At 72.2% G+C, this 12,917-nt stretch carries 11 protein-coding genes and 1 pseudogene; 3 read left to right on the top strand and 9 right to left on the bottom strand.

The window, feature by feature from the left end; all coding sequences use genetic code 11:
- Positions 1 to 107 precede the first annotated feature (107 nt).
- The 8 genes and pseudogenes from FB457_RS11625 to FB457_RS11650 form a co-directional block, all read right to left on the bottom strand.
- Entirely contained in the window at positions 108 to 920 is an 813-nt protein-coding gene (locus FB457_RS11625; RefSeq protein ID WP_078898196.1) for a DUF899 family protein, read from the bottom strand.
- Positions 921 to 1,003: 83 nt separating this feature from the next.
- Complete coding sequence (locus FB457_RS11630; protein WP_486588996.1) at positions 1,004 to 1,354, bottom strand: ArsR/SmtB family transcription factor; 351 nt, start codon at positions 1,352 to 1,354, stop codon at positions 1,004 to 1,006.
- A 10-nt stretch (positions 1,355 to 1,364) separates the two neighbouring features.
- Positions 1,365 to 1,799, bottom strand: coding sequence for an SRPBCC domain-containing protein (locus tag FB457_RS11635; RefSeq protein WP_047015527.1), 435 nt, complete (start codon positions 1,797 to 1,799; stop codon positions 1,365 to 1,367).
- Positions 1,800 to 2,055: 256 nt separating this feature from the next.
- Positions 2,056 to 3,408, bottom strand: a pseudogene (locus tag FB457_RS35640) (transposase).
- Positions 3,351 to 4,724, bottom strand: coding sequence for a hypothetical protein (locus FB457_RS35650; protein WP_216725705.1), 1,374 nt, complete (start codon positions 4,722 to 4,724; stop codon positions 3,351 to 3,353). The pseudogene FB457_RS35640 and the gene FB457_RS35650 overlap by 58 nt, the downstream one beginning before the upstream one ends.
- Positions 4,618 to 5,022: a DUF4158 domain-containing protein gene (locus tag FB457_RS35655; protein ID WP_216725706.1), complete on the bottom strand. Its 405-nt coding sequence runs from the start codon at positions 5,020 to 5,022 to the stop codon at positions 4,618 to 4,620. The genes FB457_RS35650 and FB457_RS35655 overlap by 107 nt, the downstream gene beginning before the upstream one ends.
- A 163-nt stretch (positions 5,023 to 5,185) precedes the next feature.
- The gene (locus FB457_RS11645; RefSeq protein ID WP_047015528.1) at positions 5,186 to 5,851 is read right to left on the bottom strand and encodes a nitroreductase; all 666 of its coding nucleotides are present in this window, start codon (positions 5,849 to 5,851) and stop codon (positions 5,186 to 5,188) included.
- A gap of 2 nt (positions 5,852 to 5,853) precedes the next feature.
- Positions 5,854 to 6,990, bottom strand: a complete 1,137-nt coding sequence (locus FB457_RS11650; protein ID WP_145781765.1) for a peptidoglycan-binding protein — start codon at positions 6,988 to 6,990, stop codon at positions 5,854 to 5,856.
- Positions 6,991 to 7,205: 215 nt separating this feature from the next.
- Here FB457_RS11650 and FB457_RS11655 point away from each other — a divergent pair, with 215 nt between their 5' ends.
- Complete coding sequence (locus FB457_RS11655) at positions 7,206 to 9,281, top strand: MDR family MFS transporter (RefSeq protein ID WP_047015530.1); 2,076 nt, start codon at positions 7,206 to 7,208, stop codon at positions 9,279 to 9,281.
- Between the two features lie 226 nt (positions 9,282 to 9,507).
- Positions 9,508 to 10,110 carry a DedA family protein gene (locus FB457_RS11660; protein WP_047015531.1) on the top strand — a complete coding sequence of 201 codons (603 nt, stop codon included), beginning with the start codon at positions 9,508 to 9,510 and terminating at the stop codon, positions 10,108 to 10,110.
- Positions 10,111 to 10,138: 28 nt separating this feature from the next.
- Here FB457_RS11660 and FB457_RS11665 read toward each other — a convergent pair whose 3' ends face one another.
- Positions 10,139 to 11,110, bottom strand: coding sequence for a hypothetical protein (locus FB457_RS11665; RefSeq protein WP_145781767.1), 972 nt, complete (start codon positions 11,108 to 11,110; stop codon positions 10,139 to 10,141).
- 388 nt (positions 11,111 to 11,498) lie between these two features.
- Between FB457_RS11665 and FB457_RS11670 the strand changes: the two genes are divergently transcribed.
- Positions 11,499 to 12,902 (top strand): pyridoxal-dependent decarboxylase, encoded by a 1,404-nt coding sequence (locus FB457_RS11670; protein WP_145781769.1) that lies wholly within the window; start codon positions 11,499 to 11,501, stop codon positions 12,900 to 12,902.
- The last annotated feature ends 15 nt before the right edge of the window (positions 12,903 to 12,917 follow it).

The raw sequence follows: 12,917 nt of genomic DNA on the forward strand, positions 1-12,917 counted from the left end.
CGTGTCACTCGCAGTGCCCGGTCGCGTAGCGGACGGCGCGCGTGTCCTGCGGACGAGGCGCGTCAAGCGGGCGCAGCGCCCTGCCAGATGCTGCTCTTCGGCGTCTGTCAGTGGCAACGGTGGGGCGGATCCGGTGGTGGCTCTGGGGTGCCGAGGTCGTCGGAGCGTCCGGCTTGGAGTCGCGGCCACTGGGCGGCGGGGCGTCCGCCCGGCCACGTCGGCACGGGTGGCCATTCGGGCGAGCCGCTGTTGGTCCTGGTGTTGGAGCACTGCTGCGGCCAGTTGGGGGGTGAGTCCTCCCATGGCTCCTGGCGTCCGTACACGGTGAGGTCCATGAGCGCGTAACTATAGTCCTTCGCCTCGACGCCGCGGCGGGTCGTCCAGTAGGTCTCGAAGATGCGGTTGCCGTCGCGGAGGTAGCACACCAGGTGGAACAAGCCGATCTTGCGCCCGACCAGGAGTGGGTCGAGGGACGGTAGCGCCGAGTACCACGGCATGCGCCAGTCCATGAACTCGCGGTAGCGGAGGCTCTGGTCGTAGGACGCCTGGGGCTCGACCTCCTCGACGGCGTCGTTGCGGCCCTGGCAGAAGACGGCGTAGGTGATGTCGCGGGAATGGAGGTAGGACAGCTCGGCGACCTGGGTGGTGTAGAACGTGCAGCCTACGCACTGCTCGGCCGCGGGCCGTCGGGGGTCCCGCATGAAGTAGTAGGCGATGAGCTGCTGGCGTCCTTCGAACGCGTCGAGCAAGGTCACCGGCCCGAGTGGCCCGAGCAGCTCAAGGTCGGCGTCCACCTCGACCATGGGCAGGCGCCGTCGGGCCGCGGCGATCGCGTCGGCTTCCCGGGTGTGCGCCTTCTCCCGTGCGCGCAGCCGGTCCAGTTCGGCCTGGAAGCTGCGGCGGTCGACCACGGTAGGCATGACAGGCGCGGCGGGGGAGTGAGGTGCGTGGGCGCCTTCCCGATTACTCATGGTCACTCCGTGAAAGGGGATTGCCGGAAGGGTTACTGCGCGTCCCGCTCGGCCGCCTCCGCGATGCGCTTGATCCTTGCCAGTCGGCGATCCCAGTCGGATGCGAGCGCGGCCATCCAGCGGGCCGTGGCATCCAGCGCCTCGGAGCGCACCGCATACCGCACCTCACGTCCGACCTTCACGCTGCCGACCAGCCCGGCCGCATCGAGAACAGCCAGGTGCTTGACCACCGCCTGACGCGAGATCGGAAGCCCGCCGGCGAGCGTGGTCGCGGTGGCCTGGCCACGTGCGGAGAGCAGGTCCAACATCTGACGACGGGTCGGGTCGGCCAGGGCGGCCAGGACGCTGTCGACGACCTCACCGTCCGCGGGAGGTTGATCCACCACGGTGGGGTCACTCAGCCCGGGCGGTGAGAGCCGCGAGGCATTGCTCCCATCCGGCGGTGTGGTCGTTGATCACGTTGCGACGGTTGTCCTCCGACGTCGGCAGAGCGGCGAACCCGCTCTCCACGACGCGCAGCCGGGTGCCGTCGCCCTCAGGCGTCAGGGTGAACTCCACGAGCGTGGAGTTGTCCTCGCGCAGTTCCTCGCCGGGGAACGCACTCACCCACCGATACGCCAGATACTTCGGCGGATCGGCCTTCTCCACGCGCATCGGGAAGTCGCCGTGTTCCGAGTGCCGGGCCACCAGGGATTGGCCTGCCGCGGCCTGCGTGCCACGGATGCTCTCATCGTCGGTTGCCCAGAACCCGGGCTCGGCCACCAGCGGCCAGACCTTCTCCGGCGCTGCCGCGATCACGATCTCACGCTCGATGCGGTCACCAGTCATGGCGTACTCCTTCGTTTCTGCGGATCCAATGTGCAACTTTAGAGTTGCACAGCAGTGAGGTGCTGCGCAACCCCAGAGTTGCACTTTCTTGAATCAGAAGCCGCTCCGGCACGCCTCGGCGGGCCGGTCTCGTGCCCGCGGCCATCGAGCAACAGTGGCCACCGGCTGGCAACCATCGGCCCGCATGTCCCTCCGTCAATCGAGAATGCGGCAAGACACCACGACACCACCTGCGGCGGCAGCCTTCTGGGCTGGCTCATTGCCTCATTGGCAGTTGACCGTCAGCGGCCTGTCGTGGGCCGGGCACGGGCAGCAGGTCGAGGCGCTTGTCCATGTCGAGCCGGAAGGTTCCGTACGGGTTGATGTTCGACCAGAACAGCGCGGTCAGGCCGCGACGGTCCTCCTCCGAGAGCTTCTTGGCCCAGGTCTGTGCGGCGAGGACCTGCTGGAGCAACAGGGTGTTGATGTGGACGAGGCTCGATTGGAGCAGGTGCAGGGCGAGCATCGACGTCTCGGCGTGCTCCTTGTCCGGGCCGGTAAGAGCGCCGTCTTTGCCGTAGTGCAGGACGCTGTTCGCGCTGTTCCAGCTCTCCACGACCTGGAGCCCGCCGTGGATCTCGCGGCGCAGGTCGGGGCTGGCCAGGTAGTCGCACGCGAAGATCGTGCGGACGGCCCGGCCGAGTTCTTCCAGCGCGGCGGAGGTGGGGTTCTTCGGTCCGCCGCGGGTGAAGCGCCGCAGCACCTGCTCGGCCTCGGCGGTGCCCAGGCGCAGAGCGGTGGCGTACTTGACCATCTGGTCGTACTGCTGCTCGATCAGGTCCCACTTGACGGCCTGGGCCAGCGAGCTCCCGAGGGCCGGCCAGCCGGGCGGGTCGTCGTCGGGCCGGTGCAGGCGGATGCTGCCGATGTTCTTCAACCGGGGCAGCAGCCTGAAGTTGAGCAGCTCGGTGAAGGCGAAGCCCACCACCGAGGCGCCGTGGGTGTCCACGTAGTTGGACTCGATCTCCGCGTCGGTGCAGTGCTGCAGCAGCCCTTCGATCATCGCCGCGACCTCGGACGACGAGCAGCTCTTGAGCTGGGAGTAGATGCAGACGTTCTTCTTCTCGACGTGCCAGTAGATCATCACGTCGTTGCCGCCGTAGCGGGCGTGATACTCGGTCATGAAATTCGAGGACCGCGAGCCGAACTTCTTCGAGTCCGACGCGCACGCGTTTCCCTACCCCCACCAGGCCGTATCGCGGGCGGCGAAGGTGGCGTTCACCAGTGTGGTGACCGCGGCCCGCAGGTTGTCGACGGTGATGAAGTGCCGGCGTACATGCCGCAGCGCGGCCTCGCTCTCCCCGTGCTCGCCGGTCGCCACGATCGCGCGGATGCCCATATTCGTGCCCAGCCCGAAGAGCGCGAGCAACAGGCGGCGCTGGAGGGTGGCGCGGTCGATGCGCTCGTACGCGGCCACGGAGGCGAACTCGTCGGTGAAGCCGGTCGCGAAGTCGGCGTTCTTCAGCACGTCCAGGAGATCGAGGACGCCCCAGCGTCGTACGACCTCTTCCTTCAGGGCCGCCAGGCCGGTGGGCTCGTCCAGCTTCTCCAGCTTCGCACGGTGATCCACGGCTCGCCCTTGCGGGTGGTGACCTTCACCCCGCCCGCCGAACCGTCCGCGAGCGCGGCGGACACCCGGTCCAGGCCATCCGTCATCCGCCGCTTAAGGCTCTGGATGAATGCCTTGGGGTCCAAGGGCTGGCGGATCGCGGCATAGTGCACAGCGCGGGTGGCCTCGAAGTCGCCAGGTAGGTCGTCTTCCGGGTTACGCCAGCGCAGCCCGCCCTCGACGTAGATCTCGCGGCGCCGGATCGCTTCCCGCAGCGCGACCATGACGCACAGCTCGTACGGGATGCGCTCGACCCTGCCCTTGTCGTCCACGACTGCCTCGCGCCAGTCCTTGCGTACGACGCCGTCCATCGGCACCGCGTCGGCGGTGTCGTAGAAGCGGGTCTTGCCGTCGACCTCCGCGTACTTCTCCAGTAGCTTCATCGCGTCCATCACCGGCCGGTAGGCGGTGTTGTTACACTTGAAGCCCAGTGTCCGCAGCGGCGGCAGCAGCATCTGCCGGTAGTACGAGCTGTAGGAAGAGCGCAGGGTGGTGCGGACCTTGGCCTTGAAGACCTTCTCGTTCGCCTTGGCCTCTCCCACCAGGTCGCGCAGCGTCTTCTCTCCGACCACCGGGTACAGCGCTATGCGCACCGCCTCGTCCGTCTTGCCGATCGCCGCGTCGGCGAGCTTGAAGAGGATGCCCTCCTTGCCACGGACCTTCTTCAGCTCCGCCGTCAGCCGCTGATCCACCCGCCGCTCGGCACGGGCGTTGATCTTGTGGACCAGAGCCACCAGCAGCTCCACCAGCGCGTCTGTGATCTCCGCCTGGCGGGAGGAGCACAGCGCCGCGAGCAGCGTGATCCGTGCGTCCTCGGCGGTGTCGCGGAAGTCCGAGGGGTACATCTTGATTGCCCGTGCCCGCCACGCAGCCACCATCTTCTCCGAGCAGTCCGCGAACAGCCCCTCGGGAAGGCCGAGTTTGCGCACGTCGTTCAGCTTGGTGATCTCGGTCAGCAGCGAGTCCAGGTTGACCGCGCCCGGGTCGCGCTTGAGTGCGGCCAGCAGGGCGGCGCCGTCCTCGTTGTCCTCCGTCACCAGCGCCAGCAGGCGGGCCACCCCGACGTCGCCCAGGCGCTCGATGGTCCACGTGCAGAACGCCCGCTCCCACCGGTTGCGGGCCGCCACCAGCACCTTCTCCACACGGGTACGGCCCGGCGGCTCGATCCGCTCAACACGGCACTGCACGAGCAGGGCCTCCCGCGGCCGGTCCTCGACCAGCTCGACCGGGCAGACCTCCGTCGACAGCCACTCCGTCAGCCGTTCCTCGTCCGCCACGGTTGATGGCCGGAACCCCAGTGCCTCGCGGATCTGCTTCCGGTGCCGCTTCGCGCCCGGCCGGGTCGTACTTCGTGAGCTCGGCCGCCGACACCTTGACCAGACCGGCTACGTACTCGACAGCGGGCTGCGGGAACTCGTCGATAAACTCCGGGAACCGGCCCTTGATCTCGAAGAACTTGAGCATCAGGCAGAACCCGAGCCTGGTCGGGCCGGATTTGTTGGCCACCAGGTCCCAGTCGCCATCCACCAGCGTCCAGCACGCCACCACGTCTTCCGGCGACCACTCCTGTCGCACAACCGCCCCTTGCCGTCAAACCGTCGGTTCATCCGATCAGCCCAACGAGGCGCCCCAGCGGCAGGAAACGGCAGGCCCATACCCCAACCTACCGGCGGGTTACTTGCTCCCTGGTGTCCGAGCTAGGACTACAGGGCCACCTCTCCTGCCCGCGTCCGGGCCGTCACGTTCCCACGAAGGTCACCGTCTCCGCCGGGTCCGCCCGGTCCGTACGCAGCGGCGGCACGCCCGCCTTCGCGTGGCCGACCGCGACACCGCACAGCAGCACGAGCCCGTCACCGGCCCCGACCGCCTCGGCGACGGTCCGCCGGTACATCGTCCACATCACCTGGGGGCAACTGTGCAGCCCCTCCGCCCGCAGCAGCAGCATGACCGTCTGCAGATACATCCCCGCGTCCGCCCACTGCCCAGGACCCATCGCCCGATCGAGATAGCAGAAGAGGACGACCGGGGCCCCGAACGCCCCCGCGTTCAGGGCGGCGATCTTCCGCGGCCTCCCGGGGTCGTCGCGCTCGATGCCCAGCGCCGCGTACCGCTGGGCCGCCGCCGCGGTGAACCGGTCCCGGTACGGCGGGCCGAGGTCGGCCGGGTACATCGGGTACTCCCGCTCGTCGCCCGGGTCCCCGGCCAGCGCCCTGGCCGTCGCGCGCTTCTTCAGGCCGGCCAGCGGTTCCCCGGTGACCACGTACAGGTGCCACGGCTGGAGGTTTCCGCTCGACGGGGCGCGGGCGGCCGCGGACAGCACCCGCTGGAGGACCTCCACGGGTACGGGCTCGTCGCCGAACGCCCGCACGGCCCGGCGGGTGTCCACGGCCTCGTACACGTCCATGCTCAGGGCTCCTTCGTCATCGACTCCAGCGCGCGGCGCGTCTCCGGGCCGTAGACGCCGCGTTCGTCGCCGTCGATGTCGTTGTCCCGCTGGAAGCGCTCGACCCCCCGTCGCGTGAAGAAGCCGTACTGGCCGTCCGCGTCCGACAGGAAGTTGTCGTACCCCGCATCGATGAGCCGCTTCTGCAACTCGACGACCTCCGGGCCCGTATCGCCCTCCCGCAGCGTGGGCGGCGGCGGGGGCGGGTCCGGGTCCTCGGGGGTGGTGCCGGGGTCGGGGTCACCCGGCGTGCTGGGGCCGGAGTCGGGCGGCGCGGCGGTGACCTGGCCGGCCTCGGTGCGCTCGGTGGGTGCATCGTCCGGGCCGGCCGAAGCGGAACCGGTGCGGTCGGATTCGCCGGCGCTGGGCTCCGCCGGGTCGTCGCCGTCCGCGGGGGCGGTGGGGGCGCCGCTGTGCGCGTCGTCGGGACCGGGCTTCGTGCCGCCGCCGGTGGGGACCGCGGTGATGGTGTCCGGCTTCGGCAGGGCGCGGTCGTCCGCCCCGTCGTCCGAGAAGAGCCCGGAGCCCAGCAGCCCGACGCTGAGCGCGGCCACGACGCCGCCGACCGTGAGGACCAGCGTCAGCCGGCGGCGCCGGCGGGCGGCGAGGCGGTCGCCGCGGCGGCGCGGGTCGTACGGGTCGCGGGGGTCGTCCGCGTCGTACGGGTCCCGGGCGGCGCGCGGCGCGGCCGGGTCGTCGGCGAAGAGGCCGAGGTCGGCGTCCGCGGGCCCCTCCGGCGCGGCGCCGATGGGGCCGTAGGGGGCGGCGAAGGTGCTGTCGGGAGCGGCGAGGGAGCCGTCGGGGGACGGTGCCCCCGGCCCGTAGCCCTCCGGCGTGCCGCCGTGGGGCGGCGCTGCCTCCGTGCCGTAGCCCTCCGCCGCACCGCCGGCCCCGGCCCCCTCGCCGTCGCCGTCCCATCCCCCGACCGGACCCGGCGCCTTCATGACGTACGGCCGCAGCAGCGGTCTGTCGGGCTCCCGCCGGCCCTCCGTGCCCGCCTCGGCGCCGTCCTCCGCACCGCTCTCCGCGCCGCAGGCGCAGCCTCGCCCGCCGTCCTCCCGGGGCGGCTCGCCGCAGGTGCGGCATGCGCGAGGTATCACCGTGCTCCCCCTCCTGTGGGCTGGAGGCGATTATGCAGACCCCGCGGAACCCTGCGCACCGCACCCCGGCCGCAACCCGGCCCGAGCGGACCGCCCCGGCGGGCCGTATCGACGCATCCGGGCGACTATGAGGCAAACGCCCCGCGCATCACCGGCACCACGAGGCTCAAAAGCACCACCCGCCGCACGGTCACACCACCAGAGGGGAGCCGCGTATGTCCCGGACCGCCGGCGCCCCGCCCGCCCCCGAGGTCCCCGGGCAGGGCCTGCCCCGGCGGGCCGTCCTGGTGTCCATGGGCGCCCTGCTCTCCGGGATGCTCCTCGCGGCACTCGACCAGACCATCGTCGCCACCGCCCTGCCCACCATCGTCAGCGACCTCGGCGGGCTGGAGCACCTGTCCTGGGTGGTGACCGCCTATCTCCTCGCCGCCACCGCCGGCACCCCCCTCTGGGGCAAGCTGGGCGACCAGTACGGCCGGAAGAAGCTCTTCCAGACCGCCATCGTCATCTTCCTCGTCGGCTCCGCGCTCTGCGGCATCGCGCAGGACATGGGCCAGCTCATCGGCTTCCGCGCCCTCCAGGGCATCGGCGGCGGCGGGCTCATGTCGCTGGCCATGGCGATCGTCGGCGACATCGTGCCGCCGCGCGAACGCGGCCGCTACCAGGGTCTGTTCGGCGCCGTCTTCGGCACCACCAGTGTCCTCGGCCCGCTCCTCGGCGGCATCTTCACCCAGCACCTGAGCTGGCGCTGGGTCTTCTACATCAACCTGCCCATCGGCCTCGCCGCCCTCGTCGTCATCGCCGTCGTCCTGCACATTCCGCGCCGCGCCACCAGGCACCGCATCGACTACCTCGGCACCGCCCTCATCGCCTCGTTCGCCATCTGCCTCGTCGGCGTCACCTCCCTCGGCGGTACGACCTGGGCGTGGGGCTCCTGGGAGGTCGTCGTGGCCGGGCTGCTGGCGGTCTCGCTGCTCACCGCGTTCATCCGGGTCGAGCGGCGGGCGGCGGAGCCGGTCATCCCGCCGAAGCTCTTCGCCATCCGCACCTTCACGCTCTGCTCGGTCATCGGGTTCGTCGTCGGCTTCGCGATGTTCGGCGCCATGACGTACCTGCCGACGTTCCTCCAGGTCGTCCGCGGCGTCTCCCCGACCACCTCCGGCGTCCACATGCTGCCGATGGTCGCGGGCATGCTCATCGCCTCCACCGGCTCCGGGCAGCTCATCAGCCGCACCGGCCGCTGGAAGGTCTTCCCCGTCCTGGGCACCGCCGTCACCACCGTCGGTCTCCTCCTGCTCCACCGGCTGCACCAGGGCAGCAACAACTGGGAGCTGAGCGGCTACTTCTTCGTCTTCGGCTTCGGCCTCGGCCTCGTCATGCAGGTCCTCGTGCTCGCCGTGCAGAACGCCGTCTCCTACGGTGACCTCGGCGTCGCCACCTCCGGCGCCACCTTCTTCCGCTCCATCGGCGCGTCCTTCGGCGTCGCCGTCTTCGGCACCGTCTTCACCAGCCGGCTGCGGCACAAGCTGGAGGCGGAGCTGAGCGGCGTGTCCCTGCCCGGCGGGATCAGCATGAAGACGCTGGAGTCCGACCCCCGCTCGATCGTCCGGCTCCCCGCCTCCCTGCGGCAGGAAGTGGTGAACGCCTACTCCACCTCCATCACCGACGTCTTCCTCTACGCCGCCCCCGTCGCCTTCCTCGCCTTCCTCATCGCGCTCCTCCTGCGCGAGGACCCGCTGCGCGGCACCGTCACCGTCCCCGACGGCAGCGAGACCGTCGCCACCAACCCCGTCGAGCGCTCCCCCCACGACGAGGTGTGCCGCGCGCTCAGCGCGCTCAGCACCCGGGAGGGGCGGCGGGAGTTGTACGAGGACATCACCCGCCGCGCCGGCCTCGGCCTGCGGCCCGCGTCGAGCTGGCTGCTGCTGCGCGTCCAGCGGTACGAGTGCACCGAGCCGGTGGCGCTCGCCGAGCGCACCGGGCTGCCGCTCGACGTGGTCCTCGGCGCGGCACAGGAGTTGGAGGAGCAGGGCCTGACCCGCCGGGAGGGGCTGCCGGTGCTCTGTACGGAGGAGGGCACCCGGGCCGCGAAGCGGCTCTCGGCGGCGCGGCAGGCGGCGCTGGGCGAGATGCTCGGCGACTGGTGGACGCCCGACCGGCCCACGGACCTCACCGAACTGGTGGAGCAGTTGTCCGCCGAGCTGTGCGGCTCCGACCACGAGGCGCCGCCCGGCGAGGCCGTGGAGAAATGGCGGCCGGACCCGGACTCCCCGCCGAAACCCCCCGCTTGAGCGGCACTCCGTGCCGTACGGCATCCGAGTGACAGCAGATGCGCGGGCCCTCAGGAGTGATGCAGGTTACATCTGGTCCCCCCGTGCGAATTCCGGCGACGCGCCAGGCGTACGCTGTGATCCGCCCGGCGCTCTCGTCCGCGGCGGAAAATCACCGGATGGCCACCGGGACACGGGGAGCAGGGGAACAGTGGAGTTTGTGGGGTCACTGAGCGGTACCCCGTGGATGTACGCCATCGTCGCCACCTCCGTCCTCCTCGACGTCTTCCTGCCGCTGCTGCCCAGCGGCGCGCTCGTCATAATGGCCGCCACCGCCGCCGCCGGCACCACCACCGCGGCCGACGCCGTACGCAACGGCGCCACCCTGCCCGCCGCCGACCACCTCGCCGAGCTGCTGGCGCTCCTGCTCTGCGCCGCCACCGCCTCGGTCCTCGGCGACATGCTCGCCTTCCGGCTCGCCAGCAGGGGCCGCGAGAAGTTCGCCAACTCCCGCCTCCTGGTCCGCGCGCAGGAGCGCCTCGGCCACCACCTCAGCGGCCGGCGGGGCGGCGGGATCGTCGTCCTGGCCCGGTTCGCGCCCGCGGGGCGCAGCGTGGTGATGCTCGGCGCGGGCGCGATGCACCGGCAGGTGCGGGAGTTCCTGCCGTGGTCCGTGCTCGCCGGGCTGCTGTGGGCGGCGTACGGCGTGACGCTCGGGTACTTCGGCAGCCGCTGGCTGGGCGCCGGGTGGCTGGCGACGGGTGTGTCGGTGCTGGCGCTCTTCGTCGGCGGGCTCGGCGCGGCGTACCTGGTGCGCAGGCCGCGCCCGCAGCCGGCCGCCTCCGACTGACCGCCCGCCCCGCGCGCGTACGGGGGCGTCAGCCGCGCAGATAGGCGTCGACCTCGTCCTCGATCGCCCGCGTGTAGCGCTCCAGACCCGGGGACTTGGCCGGACACGGCCGCCCGCCCTCCGGGGTCGGCGCGAGGCAGAAGTGCAACGGGTCGTCGTCGCGGTGCAGTCGGGCGGTGCCGCCGGGGCCGGTGCAGTAGCCGGCGGTGCGCTGCTCGTAGTCGTTGCACGGCAGGTACTGCGTCCACTTCCCGTCACCGTCGCGCAGTTCGCGGCCGCCGTCGGCCAGCAGGTCGCCCGACGCGGCGGACTGCCGCTCGTACAGGTCGTTGACCTGCTCGATCCGGTCGGGGTGCAGCGCGTCGGGCGGCTGCTGCACCCAGACGATCCGGGGCCGCGGGACGTCCGCTTCGCGTGCGGCGTCGGTGATCTGCCCGGTGAGGGCGCGCAGGTCTTCCGCGTAGCGCTCGTAGTACGCGGGCGTCCCCCACTCGACGCCCTCCATGCAGGGCGTGTAGCCCCAGGTGTTGCCCCAGAACTGCAGCACGATCACGCCCGGTTCGCGCTTCCTCACCAGGGCGGCGGCCTTGTCCTCGTCCGGGACGAGGGAACGTCCCGGACGGCCCTGGAGGTAGTCGCAGACGGTGACGCCGGCGACGGGCTCACTGCTGTACGAGCCGACGCGGGCGGAGCGTTCGAGCCGGCTGCCGAGGATGTCCTGGGCCTCCATGGCGAGGGAGTCGCCGAGGTAGAGCACGTCCTGCGGGGCGCGCGGGGGCGCGCCGGGATCGGCCGGGGCGGAGCCGGAGGCGCCGGGCCCCGGGGTGGCGGGGTCGGGGGGCGTGAAGCGGGAGCGGTCGGGCGCCTGGTCGCGTACCGCGCTGTCCACCGTGTCGCCACCCGCCTCGCCGTCGCCGGAATGCGACACCGCGCCCCAGCCGATGGCCACGGCCGCCAACGCCACGGCGAGCACGGGCCCGGCCCAGCGCTTCGTCTCCATCAGGTCCTCCGGCACGCGGTGACAACTGGCCAGTAGGGTAGGGAGTCGACCGCCTCCGGGTCGAGGCCGTTCGGCCCTTTCCGGCAACGGGCGGCAGACTCAGGCCGGATGCCGCCCGGCCACCGCCTCGTACGCCGCCGGTCTCGCCCGTGACGTACGAAATGCCTCTGAGGATCAGGCCCATGACGGCCATGAGGGCAAGAGGGGTGCCTCGCGGTCAGCGGTCCAGTGGGGCGGAAGTGGCCGCGGACCGGGGTGGGTGCGGGGTCGTAGCGTACGGAACGTGGTCGGCGTACGGCGCGTCGCCGCAGGTCGCGGCGGGGTTGGCCGCCGTCCCGCGGGCGTCGCCCGCCGGCCGCCGCCCGCCGTACGCCCCAGGAGGCCCCCCGTGCACCCCGCCCTCGCCGCCGACCTCGACCGCTTCGACCGGCTCCTCGACGCCGCCCGCGCCCGCGCCGTCGCCGCCCTCCGCGGCCTCGCCGACCGCCCGGTCGCCGCCCCCGCGCCGCACGCCCCCGGCCCGTACGAGCCGCTGCCCGAGCGCGGCGCCGGGGGTGCGGCGGCGCTCGCGCGCTTCGGGGAGCGCTGGGAGCCGGGTCTTTCGGGCAGCGCGGGGCCGCGCTACCTCGGGTTCGTGACCGGCGGCGCGACGCCGGCGGCGGTGGCGGGCGACTGGCTGGTGGGTGCGTACGACCAGAACGTGGTCGCCACGGGCGACTCCGCCGCGACGGACCTGGAGCGCGAGACAGTGGGCTGGCTGCGCGAGCTGTTCGGTCTTGGCGAGGCGCACGCCGGCGCGTTCGTGTCCGGGGCGACGATGTCGAACGCCGCGGGTCTGGCCGTCGCCCGGGAGTGGCTGGGCGAACGGCTCGGGATCTCGGTCGCGGACGCCGGGGCGGGGGCGCTGGGCGAGGTCGCGGTCCTGTCGGGCGCGGCGCACTCCAGCGTCCCCAAGGCGCTGTCCCTCCTCGGACTCGGCCGCGACGCGCTGCGCGCGGTGCCGCTGCTGCCGGGGCGCGAGGCCGTGGACGTGGACCGGCTGGCCGCCGAACTGGCTGCTCTGGACGGCAGGCCGGCGATCGTGGTGGCGAACAGCGGCACGGTGAACACCGTGGACTTCGACGACCTGCGCGCGATCGCCGCGCTGCGGGAGCGGTATCCGTTCTGGCTGCACGTGGACGCGGCGTTCGGCGCGTTCGCGGCGCTGTCGCCGGAGCACGCGCACCTGGTGGCGGGGCTGGACGCGGCGGACTCCGTCTGCGTGGACCTGCACAAGTGGCTGAACGTCCCGTACGACGCGGCGGTGCAGTTCACCCGCCGCCGGGACCTCCAGGTCCGCGTCTTCCGCAACGCCGCCGCATACATGGCACAGCCGGGCGACGACCCCGACTTCGTCCACCTCACCCCGGAGAACTCCCGCCGCCTGCGCGCCCTGCCGGCGTGGCTGACGCTGGCGGCGTACGGGCGCGAGGGCCACCGGGAGGTGGTGGAGCGCAACGCGGCGCTGGCGCGTCGCTTCGGCTCGGGGGTCGCGGGCGGCTCCGGGGGCGGGCTGCGGCTGCTGGCGCCGGTGCGGCTGAACGTCGTGTGCTTCACGCTCGCGGCGGAGCCGACACGGGAGCGGGTGGCGGCGCTGGCGGCGGCGGTGGCGGCGAGCGGGGAGGCGGTGGTCACGCCGACGGTGTACGGGGGGACGCACGGCCTGAGGGCGGCGTTCAGCAACTGGCGTACGGGACCGGAGGATGCGGACCGCGCGGTGACGGCGGTGCTTACCGCGGCCCGGAGCGTGTAGCGGACGCCCGGGGGC

The sequence above is a fragment of the Streptomyces sp. CNZ287 genome (assembly GCF_007827615.1).

Excerpts from the sequence above, each read along its gene's own strand:
- FB457_RS11625 (WP_078898196.1), bottom strand. The coding sequence starts at position 920 with ATGCCTACCGTGGTCGACCGCCGCAGCTTCCAGGCCGAACTGGACCGG.
- FB457_RS11635 (WP_047015527.1), bottom strand. The coding sequence starts at position 1,799 with ATGACTGGTGACCGCATCGAGCGTGAGATCGTGATCGCGGCAGCGCCG.
- FB457_RS11645 (WP_047015528.1), bottom strand. The coding sequence starts at position 5,851 with ATGGACGTGTACGAGGCCGTGGACACCCGCCGGGCCGTGCGGGCGTTC.
- FB457_RS11655 (WP_047015530.1), top strand. The coding sequence starts at position 7,206 with ATGTCCCGGACCGCCGGCGCCCCGCCCGCCCCCGAGGTCCCCGGGCAG.
- FB457_RS11660 (WP_047015531.1), top strand. The coding sequence starts at position 9,508 with ATGTACGCCATCGTCGCCACCTCCGTCCTCCTCGACGTCTTCCTGCCG.
- FB457_RS11665 (WP_145781767.1), bottom strand. The coding sequence starts at position 11,110 with ATGGAGACGAAGCGCTGGGCCGGGCCCGTGCTCGCCGTGGCGTTGGCG.